At 42.3% G+C, this 17469-nt stretch carries 20 protein-coding genes and 1 riboswitch; of the genes, 13 read left to right on the forward strand and 7 right to left on the reverse strand.

The features are described from left to right. Window positions 1-65: 65 nt before the first annotated feature. Window positions 66-1286 carry a cytochrome P450 gene (locus ACE3K2_RS11585; RefSeq protein WP_421889930.1) on the reverse strand — a complete coding sequence of 407 codons (1221 nt, stop codon included), beginning with the start codon at window positions 1284-1286 and terminating at the stop codon, window positions 66-68. A 285-nt stretch (window positions 1287-1571) separates the two neighbouring features. Here ACE3K2_RS11585 and ACE3K2_RS11590 point away from each other — a divergent pair, with 285 nt between their 5' ends. Next, entirely contained in the window at window positions 1572-1688 is a 117-nt protein-coding gene (locus ACE3K2_RS11590; RefSeq protein ID WP_421889932.1) for a CAT RNA binding domain-containing protein, read from the forward strand. 19 nt (window positions 1689-1707) lie between these two features. After that, entirely contained in the window at window positions 1708-1869 is a 162-nt protein-coding gene (locus tag ACE3K2_RS11595; protein ID WP_421889934.1) for a PRD domain-containing protein, read from the forward strand. Window positions 1870-1983: 114 nt separating this feature from the next. Here ACE3K2_RS11595 and ACE3K2_RS11600 read toward each other — a convergent pair whose 3' ends face one another. Continuing rightward, a complete protein-coding gene (locus ACE3K2_RS11600) occupies window positions 1984-2535 on the reverse strand; it encodes a TetR/AcrR family transcriptional regulator (RefSeq protein WP_421889936.1) in 552 nt (183 codons plus the stop codon). A gap of 147 nt (window positions 2536-2682) precedes the next feature. Between ACE3K2_RS11600 and ACE3K2_RS11605 the strand changes: the two genes are divergently transcribed. The 6 genes from ACE3K2_RS11605 to ACE3K2_RS11630 all read left to right on the forward strand — a co-directional run bounded on the left by ACE3K2_RS11605 (window position 2683) and on the right by ACE3K2_RS11630 (window position 10826). Further along, window positions 2683-3597, forward strand: coding sequence for a ketopantoate reductase family protein (locus ACE3K2_RS11605; protein ID WP_421889938.1), 915 nt, complete (start codon window positions 2683-2685; stop codon window positions 3595-3597). Between the two features lie 259 nt (window positions 3598-3856). Then, window positions 3857-4420 carry a GNAT family N-acetyltransferase gene (locus ACE3K2_RS11610; RefSeq protein ID WP_421889940.1) on the forward strand — a complete coding sequence of 188 codons (564 nt, stop codon included), beginning with the start codon at window positions 3857-3859 and terminating at the stop codon, window positions 4418-4420. Between the two features lie 160 nt (window positions 4421-4580). Next, on the forward strand, window positions 4581-4742 hold the full coding sequence (locus ACE3K2_RS11615) for a hypothetical protein (RefSeq protein WP_421889942.1): 162 nt from the start codon (window positions 4581-4583) through the stop codon (window positions 4740-4742). 522 nt (window positions 4743-5264) lie between these two features. Beyond that, a complete protein-coding gene (locus ACE3K2_RS11620) occupies window positions 5265-7937 on the forward strand; it encodes an endo-1,4-beta-xylanase (protein WP_421889944.1) in 2673 nt (890 codons plus the stop codon). A 205-nt stretch (window positions 7938-8142) separates the two neighbouring features. Continuing rightward, window positions 8143-8240: riboswitch (TPP riboswitch) on the forward strand. A gap of 116 nt (window positions 8241-8356) precedes the next feature. Continuing rightward, complete coding sequence (tenA, locus tag ACE3K2_RS11625) at window positions 8357-9016, forward strand: thiaminase II (RefSeq protein ID WP_421889946.1); 660 nt, start codon at window positions 8357-8359, stop codon at window positions 9014-9016. 124 nt (window positions 9017-9140) lie between these two features. Beyond that, window positions 9141-10826 carry a CotH kinase family protein gene (locus ACE3K2_RS11630; RefSeq protein WP_421889948.1) on the forward strand — a complete coding sequence of 562 codons (1686 nt, stop codon included), beginning with the start codon at window positions 9141-9143 and terminating at the stop codon, window positions 10824-10826. Window positions 10827-11041: 215 nt separating this feature from the next. Here the strand turns inward: ACE3K2_RS11630 and ACE3K2_RS11635 are convergent, their stop codons facing one another. Genes ACE3K2_RS11635 through ACE3K2_RS11655 form a run of 5 tightly spaced genes read right to left on the reverse strand, consistent with a single transcriptional unit; the run spans window position 11042 to window position 13355 of the window. Beyond that, entirely contained in the window at window positions 11042-11338 is a 297-nt protein-coding gene (locus tag ACE3K2_RS11635; RefSeq protein WP_339296867.1) for a spore coat protein, read from the reverse strand. An 11-nt stretch (window positions 11339-11349) separates the two neighbouring features. Further along, entirely contained in the window at window positions 11350-11550 is a 201-nt protein-coding gene (locus ACE3K2_RS11640; protein WP_339296868.1) for a hypothetical protein, read from the reverse strand. A gap of 31 nt (window positions 11551-11581) precedes the next feature. Further along, window positions 11582-12718 (reverse strand): zinc-dependent alcohol dehydrogenase, encoded by a 1137-nt coding sequence (locus ACE3K2_RS11645; protein WP_421889950.1) that lies wholly within the window; start codon window positions 12716-12718, stop codon window positions 11582-11584. Continuing rightward, window positions 12715-13101 carry a spore coat protein gene (locus ACE3K2_RS11650; protein WP_339296870.1) on the reverse strand — a complete coding sequence of 129 codons (387 nt, stop codon included), beginning with the start codon at window positions 13099-13101 and terminating at the stop codon, window positions 12715-12717. The genes ACE3K2_RS11645 and ACE3K2_RS11650 overlap by 4 nt, the downstream gene beginning before the upstream one ends. Window positions 13102-13112: 11 nt before the next feature. Beyond that, on the reverse strand, window positions 13113-13355 hold the full coding sequence (locus tag ACE3K2_RS11655) for a spore gernimation protein GerQ (RefSeq protein WP_339296871.1): 243 nt from the start codon (window positions 13353-13355) through the stop codon (window positions 13113-13115). Window positions 13356-13533: 178 nt separating this feature from the next. Between ACE3K2_RS11655 and ACE3K2_RS11660 the strand changes: the two genes are divergently transcribed. From ACE3K2_RS11660 to ACE3K2_RS11680, 5 genes are all read left to right on the forward strand, one after another. Beyond that, window positions 13534-13815, forward strand: coding sequence for a hypothetical protein (locus tag ACE3K2_RS11660; RefSeq protein WP_339296872.1), 282 nt, complete (start codon window positions 13534-13536; stop codon window positions 13813-13815). A gap of 259 nt (window positions 13816-14074) precedes the next feature. Beyond that, on the forward strand, window positions 14075-15169 hold the full coding sequence (locus tag ACE3K2_RS11665) for an L-dopachrome tautomerase-related protein (protein WP_339301808.1): 1095 nt from the start codon (window positions 14075-14077) through the stop codon (window positions 15167-15169). 273 nt (window positions 15170-15442) lie between these two features. Continuing rightward, window positions 15443-15709 carry a CD3324 family protein gene (locus ACE3K2_RS11670; protein WP_421889952.1) on the forward strand — a complete coding sequence of 89 codons (267 nt, stop codon included), beginning with the start codon at window positions 15443-15445 and terminating at the stop codon, window positions 15707-15709. 156 nt (window positions 15710-15865) lie between these two features. Next, window positions 15866-16948 carry a nucleotidyltransferase domain-containing protein gene (locus ACE3K2_RS11675; RefSeq protein ID WP_421889954.1) on the forward strand — a complete coding sequence of 361 codons (1083 nt, stop codon included), beginning with the start codon at window positions 15866-15868 and terminating at the stop codon, window positions 16946-16948. A 196-nt stretch (window positions 16949-17144) separates the two neighbouring features. Then, complete coding sequence (locus ACE3K2_RS11680) at window positions 17145-17291, forward strand: hypothetical protein (protein WP_339296875.1); 147 nt, start codon at window positions 17145-17147, stop codon at window positions 17289-17291. Window positions 17292-17469: the final 178 nt, after the last annotated feature.

Below are 17469 nucleotides of genomic sequence, written 5' to 3' on the forward strand. Positions count from 1 at the left end.
AAAGTTGCCCTTACACACAGCCAATCACTTGTGTGTAAGGGCATTTTTATGTTGATACAATTAGTTCAAAGAAGCTTGGGTGTTAAGATGGCCGGCAGGTTTTGAAGAGTCTGTGTACCCGGGTAGAGCTGGCTTGCCGCTTCAAATTTGATTTTTGCAGTAATATTGGAAAAGTGATTCGTAAAGCCTCTAAGCACCAGTTGGCCCTCTAGCCTGGCCAATGGAGCACCCAGACAAAAGTGGGGTCCTTTGCCGAAGGCGAGATGACGATTGCTGTTAGGACGGTAGATATCAAAGCGGGAAGGTTCGGGAAAATGTCTAGGGTCATTGTTGGCTGCACCCAGCCAGGTTAACACAACGTCTCCTTTTTTCATAGGCACGCCCAGGATGTCTGTATCCTCTACTACCACACGATCAAGTGTCGTTGGAAAACGATACCTTAACGATTCTTCAACGGTATTTTCTATCAGCTCTGGATCTGCGGCAATATCCTGATAGATTCCGGGTTGATCATACATAAAACTGTAGAACAGGCTGTTTATCATGTTGGTCGTAGTTTCGTTCCCAGCAGCAAGCAGACCCAAGCTAAAGGTAACAACCTCTTCATCGGTCAGTTGATCCCCATCCAGCTCGGCAAGTGTGAGATCGGAAATAATGTCCTCGACAGGATGCTTTCTCTTCTGCTGAACAATGGGAAGCAAAAATTCGTTAAATTCTTGCATAGCCGCATACTTCGCATTCATCTGCTCCTGCTTGTTACCTGTGGCATTGGGGAAAAATAACATGTCAGACCAGGCTTTGATCTGTGCCCGGTGTTGCCTCTCTACCCCAAGAAGATCGGCAATGACAGTAACAGGAAGTGGAACCCCTAGGTCTCGAACGATGTCCACATCATCTTTTGCCTTCATCTCAAGCATTAACTCATCAACGATAGCCGCGATTTGAGGCTCCCAGGTTTTTAACTGACGTGGGGTGAAGGCGCTAGAGACTAACTTTCTAATATCACGTTGAACAGGGGGATCTACAGAATTGATGTCCACTCGGGTAACTACCGGTGGAACCGGGGATACACTCCGTTTACGTACACTGGAGAACCGTTTCCAGTCTGTTAGAACGGAATTGACATCATCATAACGATACAGATTCCATACCTGCTGCTCCTCGTCAAAATAAATGGGGTGATTCTCCAGCATGTCCTCATAATAAGCATATGGATTCCAAAGTTCTTCAGGTGTCTCTAAATTAGATACCTGATGAATAACGATCGATCTGTTATCAGTCCGCATGTCTCCTCGCCATCCTTTAATGTAGATTAGAAATCATTAAATAATGATAGTCATTCTATCATTATTTAATTTAAAGGTACCATATATCATACTTATTTAGCAATTAAATGAAATAATTTAATAAATATCAATTCTTTAGAGCTATTCACAGGGTCGCAGATGGGGAAACATTTTCATATCAAAATGCAGAAAAATGTCGAATAAAGTGATCGCTAACTAATTTATTGTGTGATATTATGATCCAGTAAACGTTTACATCAATAACGAATTGCATATTAGCAGTGTTTGGCTGTTACTGCTAAAGCAGGCATGACCAAAATGATGCTTCTGATCAAAGATGAACAGGGGCAAGAGATGATTGTCATGGGAAAAGGGTTGGCATTCAAAGGCAAAATCGTCTAAAGATTTTATATTTCAACACATGGTGAAGGAGCAGCCGCTTGAATACAAATGCGCGGAGATAATCAAAACGTATGTGCAAAACATGCTGGATATCTCTATATCAAACGAGGAATTAATATATTTGATGATTCACATTGCTCGAATTGTGCAAGAGGAGCAATGTGATGATGGACGATCATAAATTAAGGTGAGATTGCCTCATAAATGGAGATTGCAAAAATATCTCCCCATTGAAGTCGCTGTTTTAGCGGCTTTTTTTATTTTATCGGTACAATGTCTTTGAATTTGTGAACACTCATTCTTTGAAATAGAGCGTAATTCCTCTTGTATATAGGTTCTCGATTAGTTTGAATAATTCTTCTGACGATAAATCCTTATGACGCTGGAGCCAAAGACGAAATAAAGAAAGGGCAGTTGTCAAGTAAAATTCAATAAAGTACGGCGTTAAAAGATCGTTTTGCGGAACGTTTAGTGCTAATTGATCCGAAGTAATTTCCTTTTTTATGCGTTTTAAAAAATGGGCACTTCCGTAATCGCCCAAAAGGGCATTAAGAAGCAAGAAATGTTCTCTTTTGTCCAGACAATGAAGTGTCTCTTGAACCGTATGGATCGACAACTCTTTATTAGCCAATTCATTTTTCATATCATTTATTAAGTCATTTTCAACAGAATCTAACAACTCGTATATGTCAGTAAAATATTGATAAAAGGTGCTGCGGTTATACCCTGCCTTGTTCGCCATTTCCTGAATTGAAATTTTTTCAATCGGCTTTTGGCTGTATAACTCACAAAAAACTTCAACAAACTTTTGTCTGGTTTTCTCCGTTATTTCGGGTTGCTTTTTCATATTTCCTCCTACTAGCGAATAATAAGATCATCCGACAAATCATAAAAAACTGATGGTTGATCAAGGAATATTGAAAATTTATAATCACATCATACAACAAGTTGTCTGATCCTCAAAAAGAAATGTTAATAGGTAGGGGTGGACTTAATGTCAGCAAAACAAGATAGGATTTTAATTTTTGGTGCAGGTGTCATCGGGAGCATATACGCAATAAAACTTATGGAAGCAGGGTTCGACGTTACCTTGTATGCACATTCAAATAGATTTACATCATTAAAAGAACATGGCCTGCAATATGAAGAAAAAGATAAAGTTAGATCAATACAAGTGAAGGTCATTGATACGATAGAAAATAACGACATATACGATTTTATTTTCGTCACCGTTCGTTATGATCGGTCCGAATCCGCGCTGTTGACGCTAAAAGATAATCAAAGCCCAAATATAGTTACGATGACTAGTAATTCAATTGGATTTTCTTCATGGCTGGATATCGTAGGGGATAGACTTGTACCCGCTTTTCCTGGCTTCGGCGGACAGATCAAAGATGGCGTATTGCATGCTCGAATTTTACCAAAGTTTTTAGTGCCAACTGTATTTGGAGAAATCAATGGGGTAGTGACAGAGCGCATAGAAAACCTCACCAAATTATTTATATCAGCAAAGCTTCCCTACGTTATTAAACAAGATATGCAATCGTATCTCATTACCCATTCCGTAACAGACATTGCCATGTTAAGCTTTTTGCATTCTGAGAATAGGATAGACAAAAAAACAGCTAGAACCGGAAAGACGGCGCGCAAAATAACAATCACTTTAAAAGCGTATCTCAGGGCTATACAAAAAGCCGGCGTTTCCATTGATCCACCGATGGTTAAAATGGCGCTTATTTTTCCAAATTTATTAATGGATCTTTTATTTATGATATGGCTGCGAACGAAAATGGTTAGGGATATGATGTTGCCGGATTATGCGAATAGTGCTACCAATGAGATTGTGCAATTGAGTCATGATCTAATGAAATTTTTAAGTGAGAATGATATCCAAGCGGAAAAGAGTTAACGAAAGTACATCTGACCATCACACTCGGCATTGAGCTCAAACATTTTACGAGTTTAGGATATCTGTTCAGTGCTGCGCCTCCTCTTATAGGCAAATATGCTCAAACAACTTTAGAGTAAGATAATAAAATGAGAGGAAGCATATAGAGATGCTTTCTTCGTAGAATGATCTTAATCTAAAAAGGTTAGTATGTATCCTCCTTTCTGAGAAGAAGGGGGGATTTTATTGGATTCCAAAAGAAGATCTGGGGGTGAAACAAGTGCTGGAATTAGAGTTTACAACTATTGAAACGTGGGATGAAGCATTATGGGCGCGAATGGAGCGGATCTATCATGAGGCTTTTCCAAGCGGCGCCAAAACAAAAACAATTCTTCGCAGTATGCTGGATCGGCGCATTGGTTATTTACACACGGGCGTGCATCATGGAGAAGTGGTTGCCATGGCTGTTACTGGACTGGTGGGGAAGGGTGCGGAACGCATCCTGATTATCGATTACCTTGCGATTGAACAGAAGCTGCGCGGGTCGGGTATAGGAACCTGGATGCTGAAGCAACTCAGAACTTGGGCTTTAAGGGAACACGGGATCAAAGGGATAATCATCGAGGCGGAGTCCGGGACAACAGGGGATCATCAGAAACGCATTCAGTTTTGGCAACATAACGGGTTTGTTCTAACCTCCTATGTTCATCAATATCGAATGGTACCTGAACCGTATCAGGCAATGATGTTGCCACTGGATGGAAGCACACAGGTGTCTGATGAGGGTGAGGAACTTTTTCGTTTTATCACAGATTTTCATAAGGTTGCTTACCGGAAAAGTTAGTCTCTCCGCAAAAAACTTTTACAATCATTGTCAATACGCTATAATACAATCACCAGGTGGATTACACACAAAAAAGTGAAATATTGTAATTCACCTATGAAGCTGAATCATAACTCATATCGGTTTACGAACAATATTATGAAATATTGGAGGTCTATTTATGGTCAAGAAGAAAATTTCCAAGGCTCTCAGCGCAACTTTAATCGTATCTATGCTGGCTTCCGGCGTGATCGTCGCTATCCAAGGCAGTACCACGACAGAGGTGGCAAAGACAGCAGGGGATAAAAAGGTTGAAGTGATCAAAGGTATTCAAAACAACTGATGCGATTGTCAAAATGAATCATGAATATCAAAAGAATCTAAAAACGATAGAAACTAAAGAGAATAATAGTTAAATTATTAAACTCCCGGGAATTCCCTTCTGGGAGTTTTCTTGTTTCTCAACATAATGGAGGCCGTCTGGAATGTGCTCAACCCTCTGAGAGATGCGTATTTTTAATATGATTGGTAGTCGAAAATAGCAGCTGTTCAAGAAGAACCCGGTGAGAATTTTTATGGCATACATTAATCGATTAAGGGTCGAGAAGGCGAAATAGCCGAACCTTTTATAAGGTATTACGTAAAAATACGGGACAGAGACCGGGAGAGTATATGGGCATTGTAGAGGGGACGTAAGGGGAACTCTGAAGCTGAAGTTCACTTGATTCAGAATACCAAATGATAACTTTTTATTATAATTATTGGGAATTTTCTATATGTAATCGCTATCGTAATAACTATAATTTATTTATCTGGATGTTAATCCGTTCAGAAATACTTAGACCCAATCAAGAGGAGGAATTGTATGAAACGGTTACGTCAATGGAATATAACAGCCTTGGTTCTTGTGCTCGTACTCGGCATGCTTCCATTTTCGAATGTCTCACATGCAGCCCAAGCAGTTACGGAAGTGGAGCAAAGTCATTTGAGCACAAACTTTGAAGACGGTACACTTCAGGGATGGACTCCACGTGTCGGTAGCGAAAGCCTGACAGTGATACAGCAGGAGGCACACGAAGGTCAGTCCAGTATGCTGGTTGCCAACCGTGAGCGTTCCTACCATGGACCGATGTTATCCATGAAAGATCTGCTTGAGCGTAACCAAGAGTACGAAATTACAGCATATGTAAGACTTACCCAGGAGCCCACCACGAATCAAACGCTACAGCTCACCACATATAAAAAAACAACTGCTGAAAGCTGGAACCCGATCGGCAGCGTGAAGATTGCCAAAGCAGATTGGAATACATGGCACAAGATCACCGGAAAATTTCAGTATAGCGATGATCCCACTGAATTGAATTTGTTCATCGAGACACCCTACATCTCTGAAGATAGCGTAGATACGTTATCGTTTTATGTGGATGATGTATCATTTACTCTGGCAGAGCAACTGGAGATTGAAGAAGGTATTCTGTCTCTGAATGACCTGTATCAAGATGATTTCCCCATTGGTGCGGCAGTGTATCGCTGGCAGTTGGAAGGCGCATATGGACAACTGCTCACCAAACACTTTAACAGCTTGACCGCAACCTATGAGATGAAACCAAAGTACATTTCTCCTTCCGAAGGTGTTTATGAGTTCGAGGCAGCCGATCAATATGTTCAGTTCGCCGAGAAGCATGGTATGGGTGTACGCGGACATGCGCTGTTGTGGCATATTGATGCAGCAGAGTGGATGCTCAAGGATCCTCAGGGTAACCCGGCCAGTCGAGAATTACTGCTTGCCCGGATTCAGGATTACGTTGAAACCGTCATGACCCGATACAAAGGTAAGATCTATGCATGGGATGTGGTAAACGAGGCGATTGCGGATAGCAATGGTGATGCCAACGGTTTACGTAAAAGTCCCTTTTATGAACTAATCGGTCCGGATTACATTGAGAAAACTTATGAATTCGCTCGTGCAGCCGATCCGGATGCCAAATTATACTACAACGAATACTTCACGGAAGTCCCTGAGAAAAGAGAGCATATGTATAAGTTGGTCAAACGACTGAAAGAGAAGGGACTCATCGATGGTGTGGGTTTGCAATCCCACTATAACCTGGAATCCCCGCCCATCGAGGAAATTGAAAAAACAATCAACATGTTCGTCGAACTTGGATTGGATATTCAGATCACGGAACTGGACGTGGATAGCGGAATTCCATTTGGTGAAGAGATGTCGGATGAAGTTGCGGTAAAGCAGGCGTATCGATATAAGGAATTGTTGGATTTGTATCAAAAACACAAAGATCACATTTCTTCAGTTACCTTATGGGGACTGCAAGATGAGAAGTCTTACAACAACCAGGCTATGCTGTTTGATTCAGCCCTGAAGGCCAAAAAAGCATACTGGGGACTCGTGGATCAATCGAGCTTGCCTGTTTTGACACAGAGAGCCGTCTCACTTTCGGGTAAACCGGATATCAAAAAACAGTCACAAGGTCTGCTCTGGAACAAAGCGGTATCTACTCCACTGAAGGGCGACTCTTCGGGATCAGCCAGTTTCCGCACTTTATGGGATCAAAGTAACCTGTATATCCTTGTGGATGTTCAGGATACGAAAGCAGATGTGAATGACAAAGTAGAACTCTTTGTTGATCTCAACAATGGCAAGACCACCTCATATGAAGCAGATGACCGACACGTAATCATTAAGCGGTCGGGCAAAGCTGAGGGCGCGGAACAGCGTTCGTATCATGTACGTGAGACAAAAACCGGATATTCGGTTGAATTGTCCATTCCATGGGGTGGTATACAAGTCGGATCAGAATATGAAGCCGGTTTGGATATCCGTGTGACTGATGGCGCTGCAAGTGGGACACAACTTTATAATCCACTGTACTGGAATGATCGAACACAATCTCAGGAACAAGATACAAGCAAATACGGCGTGATTCAACTTGCCTCTATGCCCAAATCTGCACAAGCTGTGCAAGGGGTTGTTCAGATTGATGGGAATAAAGACGCTTTATGGAATAAGGCTGTACCCTTTGAAGTAAAACGGTTGAATCAGAGCGAAGGTGCAGAGGCAGTGGCTCGCGCAATGTGGTCAGGTGAATATCTATATCTGCTGATCGACGTCACTGATCCAAACATTAACACAGATAGCATCAACCCATGGGATCAGGATTCGGTTGAGATTTTCCTGGATGAGAATCACCGGCGTACACCGTATTTTCAATATGATGATGCCCAGTTCAGAATCAGTGCAGACAATGTGGCAACCTTTGCAGGCAGTGCCTCACCCGGGCGCCTTGTAAGTGCTGTGAAGAAAACGAATAAAGGATACCTCATAGAAGCCAGAATCCAGTTAAATTCACTGACGCCAAAGGTTGGAAATGTTCTCGGTTTCGAGCTTCAAATTAACGACAACCAGGGCGGAGGCAAGCAGAACGTAGCCAAGTGGAATGATACGACCAATGAAAGTTGGAGAAACACTTCCCAGTACGGAATACTCACTTTTGTCGAAAAAAACAAACTCGGTCATTAAACCATTTGCAGTAGTAGCAAGAATGAAAACCATCATAACAATGGATAAAACTCAACCAGGGTTATGATGGTTTTCATCGTTTACATACGTCACCGAAGTTGTGGAGGGGCGATAAATCTGCATTGACAATATTTAACAGCCATTGATATACTAAATGAACGTTATTTTTTCTTTTATGTGGATAAGAAAGTAATCAACTACATACAACCGTTTGCGAGGGAGCCTTAACTGGCTGAGAGGGTGTTAAACCGACCTTACCTGATTTGGATCATGCCAACGTAGGGATGCAACGATGAAACGCTGTACTTGGGTAGCTCATGCGAACCCCCTTGTTTTAGTGTATTTATCTGCGAAACATCCTATGGATGTTTCGTTTTTTTGTTTTTGAATACATACATTATGAATTGGAGGAACACCTGTTGACTATTTCAGAGCGGTTATATCAGGCAGCACAGCCTGTGTGGAAGGAATGTCTTGAGCATCCCTTTGTTAAAGGGATCGGAGATGGTTCCTTACCGGTCGAACAATTTCGTTATTATTTGCTGCAAGACTACTTATACCTGTTCGATTATGCCCGTGTATTTGCACTAGGTATCGTCAAGTCAAACGACCCCAAATTGATGCAGTTTTTTAGTAAAAACGTAGATAACATCCTGAATGGTGAAATGAAAATTCATCGTTCTTATATGGAACGATTAGGAATTACAGAGGATCATGTTTTTCAGGTGAAACCTGCACTGAAAAATGCAGCCTATACTAACTATATGCTCTCTGTTTCCCATGCGGGCGGCATAGCAGAAGTTCTGGTATCCATTCTGGCCTGCTCATGGAGCTATGCAGAGATCGGTCAAGTTCTTTCCCAAAAGCCAGGTGCAGTTGATCATCCTTTTTATGGAGAGTGGATCACAGGATATGCTTCCTCTGAATACAACAGCATCAATCAATCCCTTGTGACGTTAACGGATAAGCTATTAGAAGGCTGTAGCGAAGAAACGTACCACCGGATGAAAGATATTTTCGTGATGTGCAGTCGCTTCGAGCTTGATTTTTGGGAGATGTCTTGGAGGCTAGAGCCTTAAGTTCACTGGTAGTTCATTCAATTAGAGAGTACCATATGACGCCACTCATTCAGATTCATTTAAGAATTGCCATCTATGATGATTACATTTCAAAAGATACAACAACAATCATGAGGTGATGGCAATGAGTATATACAAATGGCCCAAATATATCGGTGTAGCGGTGTTATGTACTGCAATGCTGACAGCATGCAGCTCGACTAATCAAGGCAATGGAGAGTCGGACAACAATTCGACTGAGAAGGAACAAACGAATACGGATAATCAGAGCAAAACGGAGAATACTGCGCAGACAGTAGGGTATGCAGATCAAATCAACAAAACTGAGGTTATGTCTATTTCGATTGATGTGGATGAAGCGGCATGGAAAGAAATGCTGGATAATGCAAATGAGGAGCAGTACATCTCATCTAATATTACGATTAACGGAACAACGATTGAAAACGTCGGAATTCGTCCAAAGGGTAACTCCAGCCTTCGGCAAGTCGCTAGCGATGATACAACGGATCGATATAGTTTCAAAATCAAGTTTGATGAATACGTTAAGGATCAAACTTGGATGGGGTTGGACAAGCTCGTTGTGAACAACATGATTAGCGACAATAGTTATATGAAGGAATACTTGAGTTATGACATCATGAGTTATATTGGCGTAGAGGCACCTTTATTCGCATTCTCCAATATTAGTGTAAATGGAGAGACTTGGGGTTTGTACCTGGCTGTTGAAGACATTGACAGCGGATATCTCGCCCGAGCCAAGAATGATGAGGGTGAACTTTACAAACCGAACAATGATGACAACATGGGGGCAGGAGGAATGGGAGGGCCCGATGGCAATCCTTTTGCACAAGGGTATGGAAATATGCAGCCTCCTACTGAAGATATAGCGCCACCGGATGGTGCAAGTCCGCCGAATATGAACAGCGGGACAGAAGAAGATGGTGCCGATACATTACCAGAAGCAGGTATGAAGGGTAACCGTGGTCCAGGTGGTATGGACGGAAGCGGCAATGGTGTTTCATTGGTGTATACCGATGACAAATCATCCAGTTACTCCGCCATCTTCGACAATGCTGAGACCAAAACAACAGAGGAAGATTATCAGCGTGTCATTGAATCGCTCAAAAACTTGAGCACAGGTACCGAACTGGAGAAATATGTGGATGTGGACGAAGTTCTGAGATATTTTGCGGCCCACACGGTCGTTGTCAATATGGACAGTTACACGTCCAACATGGGACATAACTATTATCTGTATGAGAACGATGGACAGATCAGCATGTTGCCTTGGGACTACAACATGGCCTTCGGTGGATTTCAAGCTGGTTCTGCCTCCGATGTCGTGAATCTGGCGATTGATACGCCGGTATCAGGGGTCAGTCTGGACGAACGTCCAATTTTAGGAAAGCTCCTTGAGGTGCCGGAGTATAAGGCCAAGTATCATGAATATTTGCAGGAGATCGTAGATGGATACTTCGCAGACGGAAAATTTGAAGAAAAAGTGCAAAGCCTGAATAACATGATCTCCGAATATGTGAAGCAAGACCCTACAGCGTTTATTACGTATGATAAGTACGAGGACGCTGTTGCAGAATTAACCAAACTCGGCTCGCTGCGTGCAGAAAGTATACAAGGGCAACTGGACGGAGATATTCCTTCCACGACCGAGAAACAAAAAGAGGATTCGGATTCACTGATTGATGCTTCTTCGGTTGACCTGTCCAAACTGGGTGAAAATAATGCTCGAGGAGGCATGGGAGGTCGCGGTCGTGGAGCTGCAGAGGGTAATCAGTCTAAGGATGGAAAATAAGTGACTTCCGTAAAGCGAAAAGATAATTCTTATGGGCGCATCGGAATGAACTTCAAAACAAAACAAACGAAGGAAAAGGAACGCTTGTATAAGCTTGTTTGTTTCGTGATGTTGCTGAAAAAAAGGCGGAGTATATCCGTCTTTTTTTCATTGTTGAATTTTTTAATACAGGAACATTTTGTTCTCAGAAGTCTCTGCTTAAATCAAAAACGGTGTCAGGACGGAATGTTCATTGCCGTTTGAATGTTTTTCAGGTCGAGCTGAATTTGCTCTGGAATATGGTAGGGATGGTATAAGCCATGCTGTACCATGTAATTTGATATCTTTTCATGAGAGTCAATGGCTTCATCGAGCTGTTTCATCAAAATTTGCTTGATTTCGGGAGTGGCACATTCGGTCACAGCCATGGCGTAATTTCTGACTCCGCTCTTGGCGTTTATCAACAGATCCATTGCGATCACGTCATCCGTTAGCGTATGAAGGCCTGCCATATGTTCTAATATTGGGTTCATTTGGTTATCTCCTATACAGTCGCTTTAGTCAGCACTCCACCGAGCTCCTGAAGCTGCTGTTGTGATAATGTCGCATCTTGTTGCAAAATTTGCTTGAGCTCCGGGTCGGTTACCAAAGCTTGCATGGTCTTGGATTTAGTCATGCAAACCGTCTTGAACGCAGCAATTTCATGTACCTCGAGCACCTCATGCAATGCGTATTTGGAATTCATTCGAATTGTCCTCCCATGTATCTATCCATATTTAAGGCTTTAAAATAACTTTAATACAATTGTCCGTTTTGGTATCAAACACTTCATAGCCACGCTTGGCATCACTGAGCGGAATTACGTGTGTAACAATGTCGCCAGGGTCCACTTTGCCAGACGTAACCAACTCGTACATATATGGCATGTAGTGAATGACCGGAGCTTGTCCGGAACGGATATTCACGTTTCGCTGCATGATGTCACCGAGCGGGAAGCCGTTATAACGTCCGCCGTATACCCCAGTGACCTGGATGGTGCCGCCTTTGCGGACAGCCTGAGATGCAATGATAAATGCACTCATGGTACCACCTTGCAGTTTCAAACCGCTTGCCAAATATTCAAGATCGCTCATCTTGCCGTCCATTCCTACTGCATCAATCACGACATCGGCGCCGCCTTTGGTCATTTCCTTGAGCGTGTTCCCAATATTCTTATCCTGTTCGAAGTTTACGGCTTCTACATGGTTCGTTCGCTTCGCATGCTGCAAGCGGTAATCCACATAGTCGACGGCTATGACCCGCTTAGCTCCTTTCAGCCAGCAGAATTTCTGGGCCAAAAGTCCGACCGGACCGCAGCCGAGCACAATGACCGTATCTCCATTTTTTACGCCGGCGTTATCTACGCTCCAGAATGCCGTGGTCATGGCATCGGCGATCAGGCTTAGCTTTTCGTCAGGTTGTTCGCAGTTTTCAGGAATCTTAAAGTGAGTAAAATTAGCAAACGGAACCCGTAAATACTCGGCTTGCCCGCCAGGATATCCGCCAGTCGTTCCGGAGTAGCCGAAATATGCGCCCATATCCCCGTGTTCGTTGGAATTGTCACATTGGCTTTCCAGCTGATTTTTGCAAAAAAAGCATTCCCCGCATGCAATGTTAAATGGAATGATCACACGATCGCCTTTTTTTACTTTTGTCACGCCGGGACCTACTTCTTCAACGATGCCCATCGGCTCATGTCCGATGACATAGTTCTCCTGAAGGTTTGGGATCATTCCGTGAATCAGATGAAGATCAGAACCGCAAATGGCGGTACTGGTGATCTTTACGATCATATCGTCCGGTTTCACAATCTTCGCGTCCGGCACCTCTTTGACCACGACATTTTTAACCCCTTGATATGTTACCGCCTTCATGCTTGGTGTCCTCCAATATGTTCGTCTGGGGTCCGATCAAACATCCCTTTACGCGACGTATCACCCGGGAACAGATTCATCTGCCCGATCATCACCGTGTTGTTCGCCGAAAGCTGGTCGAGTTGGTACTGTTCATTTAGTTCGTAAGGATGGAACCATTTTTTGCGAATCATTAGCTCCGAGATTTCCTGGTGCATTGCAATCCCTTGTTTAAGCTGAGTGTGCAGCAGGGCTCTTACATCCGGAGAAGCCGTTTCCGTCAGAGCGATGGACAAATTACGCACACCTTCCTTGGCACGAATAAGGAAGTCCATGGCAAAAGTCATATCTGCCATTTCCGGCATATTTAATGAGTTAATCGGGTCTAAATAATCGGTATTCATTTGAGCTCCCCTTAATGTGTTATAGGTGTCGGACTACTCGGAACAGGCGCTTGGAAAGGAGCTTTTGCGTAAATGGCTTGCAGCTCGGAGATCTGTTGTATGGATTGAGTGACGTCTTTTTGCATTAAAGCTTTTAGCTCTTGGTCAAAGACCAGACCTTGCATCAGTTTGGACTTGGCGATGCAGAGCGTTTTAAAGTTTAAAGCTTCATGCAGTTCCATTGATTCGTGCGGTGCTAGTTTTGGGTTGTTCATGGAGAAACTGATCACCTCCTTCTTTTTCATCAACGTTAGATTTTCCAACAAATCGGATCTTATACTGAAATGGATTACCAGAGATAGAAACTCCGAATATTCCCATACATTTGCAGGAATATAAACAAAATCTTAACCCGATACTTATTGTTGTTTACAAAAGGGAGGAGGACTCGCTGTGCCCAATAAAAACAAAATTGATCTAGCCACCAAAAATGCAAGAAAACCGGCAGAAGGTGCACTTGAATCGAGTGGTAATACGCTGGAACAGCATGCATCTAACGCGGTTTCTGAGGTGCAGAAGGCTTTAAATCAGGCAATAAGCTCGATAAGTGAATCTGATGTGGCAACAAATTCACAAGCGTTGGAGACAGCAAGGCAGCAATTAACCCGAGCAGAGGAATTTTTAGATCAAGCGCAAACTTCAGCAAATACATTACGTCTGCCTGACCAACAATAAATGTTTTGGTACAGATGGGCTCAGCTGATCTCTTCTTTTTCGGGTCATGTGGAGTCAGACTTGCTAATGTTGAAGTAGGGTCGTCCGCATAAACACGGGAGAATCACCGTCAAAAGGCTTCGGCTTGCGCCGAAGTTTTTTTTATATGTCTGGGTCATTTTCAAAAACACGTAGAAAAAGACGATTACGGGCCAGGTATTAGAAAAAGTCTGGAACATATTATAGGTAATATCTATTCAAATATGTTAAGGAGGACATCATAAAACCTATGTTACCTATGGAAAAGTATTTCGGTAAGTTGGAACTCGTTCATTCCTTTTATGGGCCTATGCCTACAGGCGTTAGTGTATCCGAAACCGGGCGTATCTTTATTTGCTTTCCGAAATGGGGAGATGACGTTAGATTTACGGTAGCGGAAATTGTTGAGGGTCAGCTGCAGCCTTATCCTAATTTAGAATCGAATTTGTTCAATCCTTCGAATCTCACGATGTCCTTTATCAGTGTGCAAAGTGTTGTTACAGATGGAAGGGGAACCTTATGGGTACTGGATACGGCTGCACCTAATTTTTCTGAGCCTATGAAAGGTGGGGCAAAATTAGTCGCGGTAGATTTAGAAACAAATACAATAAGAAAAGTATATACATTTGCAGAAGATGTAGTCTTGCCAACAACATATCTGAATGATGTCCGATTTGACTTTCGTGTAGGTAACGCAGGTTACGCATATATTACGGATTCTTCTTCCAATGGTCCAGGCGCTATTATCGTCGTAAATTTAGAAAATGGAAATGCGTATAGACGGTTGAATGGAGCAAGCTCAACCTCACCCGATCCCTATTTTGTACCGAAAGTGGAAGGTGAAATTTTGATGAATCGGAACGCGGATGGTTCGACATCTCCCTTTCGATTAGCCTCTGATGGTATAGCCATTTCCCCGGATGGTAAAATGTTATTCTATTGTCCCTTAACCAGTCGCCAGCTATATTCGATCTCAACCGAATCGTTAAGAGACAGAGCAATACCCGATTTCAAGTTAAGTGATCTTGTGCAGTATTGGGGAGAGAAGGGTGCATCGGATGGCATGATCACGGACGCAAAAGGAAACGTTTATGCTGGAGATTATGAAAACGATAGTATTCGCAAGATATTACCGAATGGAATCATGGAAACCATCGCCCATGACCCCAGAATTTTATGGCCGGATACTTTTTCTATTGGTCCCGATCAATACTTATATGTAATTGTGAACCAATTACATAGGCAGGCCAGATTTCATTACGGAAAAGACCTGCGACAAAAACCCTATAGTTTACTACGTATGAAAATAGATGAATTACCTGCTCCTACCTTTTGATATATTGCGTAAGTCAATCTGCCCTAAGACATACAAATGAACAACAAGCTCTGATATAATAAGCAAATAGCAGCGATCTATTTTCTATGGAGGTGAGGCTATTGAAAACAATCGGGGTAGGATTCTTACATGCACGGCTCTATGCAAAGCCAGTGAAGGATATGGCAATGCTTTGCATAGAGCCTGGCAATAATCACATTGCCAACGACGAATCGTAATATTCTGCTAACTGGCTTTGCACCTTATTGATCTATTAAATAAGGAGTGAGGCCCATGAAATATTCAAAAGCCGAGTCTATTTTTCCGGAAGAATTGCTACGTATCATTCAAGAATACGTTCAAGGCGAATTGGTTTATATCCCCAAACCCAAAGAGACGCATCTAAAATGGGGCGAGAAAACAGAGAGCAAGAGTAAGGTCTTTGCTCGAAACGCTGAAATTAAATCCTTATTCCTTAATGGAGTCAGTATAGAGGAGTTGGCGGATCGGTATTTCTTGTCCTGTGAAAGTATTAAGAAAATAGTCTATACAAAGAATTAATGCTATCCGCTAACACGTCTTATCGACGGTTTAGCGGATTTTGTTCAAAGATGATTTAAATCAACTTATACATAGTAACCGCACCTCTAAATCAATAGACTCAAGCTAAGGTTGTTGTGATGAAGGACGGCCGGATCATGAAAAGGGGTGTAATGAATGAACGAAAACATAAAAAAGATGTTGCTGGACAAAAATGAATTGCTCATTAACATGGTGATCGAACGCGTAAAAAGAGATTTTCTAGACGATATCGCCATTATTGGGCTTACCGGTTCGTTTAGCACCGGGGACTTTCACGAGAAGAGTGATCTTGATTTAATTATCATTAATAATACAGAAAAGGGATGGGGCATATCCGATTGCTTTATCCTGGATGACGTTGGATATGACATCTATTGCACGCCATGGGACTCAAGAATACAAGAGCAATCCACCTTGGAGAGTCCCAACGTATCGAGTCTAACTGACCTCAAAGTACTCTACTATGCAAAACCTGAGGATCTGGAGAAATTGAACGACTTCCGGCAAAAAGCGCTTGATGCACTTGCTAACCCGATAGGAGAAGCATGTCTTAATCGCGCAAATCAATGGATCGATATGGCTAAGCAAGCATACAGCAATACGATGCTGGGTGAAGATATCGGTTCTGTGCGTTATGCATCTGGTGAAGTTTTGTATAATCTAGTTAATGCCTTGGTCAGCATGAATAACACGTGCATCAAACGAGGGATTAAGCGATATTTGGAAGAGATACGCTTGTTTCGCTATGTTCCGGATGATCTCGAAACCTTATACATGTCAATCATTGAAGCTCATACCATTGAAGATATCCGAATAGCATCTTTTAATATGTTAAGCAGTGTTACGAGGTTGCATAGAACGATGTGTGATAACTTCATTGTTAAACCGGCTCCGTCCTTTGATAATCTGAGGGGGACATACGAAGAATTGTGGTGCAACTACCGCAATAAAATATTGAACAGTGTTATATCGAACGATGCTCCCTACGTCTTTCTTTCCGCCTTTGGAGCACATGGATATCTTGATGAAATGGCTGTAGAGAAAGGAACTCAGAAATTTGATCTTATGCAGTACTTTGATGCAAGCAATTTACCAGTTATGAAAGAGAAGTTCCTTGAAGTGATGGATGACTATCTAGATGAATATAATAAGGTCGGCAGAGAAGTCAAACGTTTTACAACCTTCGAGCAACTATATGCCCATTATATGAATCACTGACCTTACATATAGTTGGTATTAAGTCCGCGGCAAAGGGAGCCTAGACAATCTATCTGATTTATTTTCCGATTCTGATAATTTATTTATTCGAACACAAGGAAAACTTCTTTTACAATCATTGTCAGTACGTTATAATACAACCACCAGGCATATTACCCAATTAAGTTAAATATTGTAACTATTAGGAGGTGTGGTTATGGTCAAAAAGACAATTTCGAAAACCATCAGCGCAGCTTTAATCGTTTCTTTGCTGGCTACTGGCGTGATAGTCGCTATTGAAGGTAAAACAACGTTAGAGGTTGCGAAGTCAGCAGGGGATAAAAAGGTTGAAGTTATTAAATGAAGAAGTTTGGTGCGACTCTAGTAGTCCCAATTAGGGGTATTCGAAGCACCTGATGTGAAAGCCAACGGAATCAAACCAACAGTGGTAGCAACTAAAAAAGCATAAATCGTTAATTTATTGACCTCAGCTCACTTAACCCGGCTGAGGTTTTTTCATATGCATTGAAAAAATATCACAT

It is taken from the genome of Paenibacillus sp., assembly GCF_048976745.1.
Taxonomy (GTDB): domain Bacteria; phylum Bacillota; class Bacilli; order Paenibacillales; family Paenibacillaceae; genus Paenibacillus.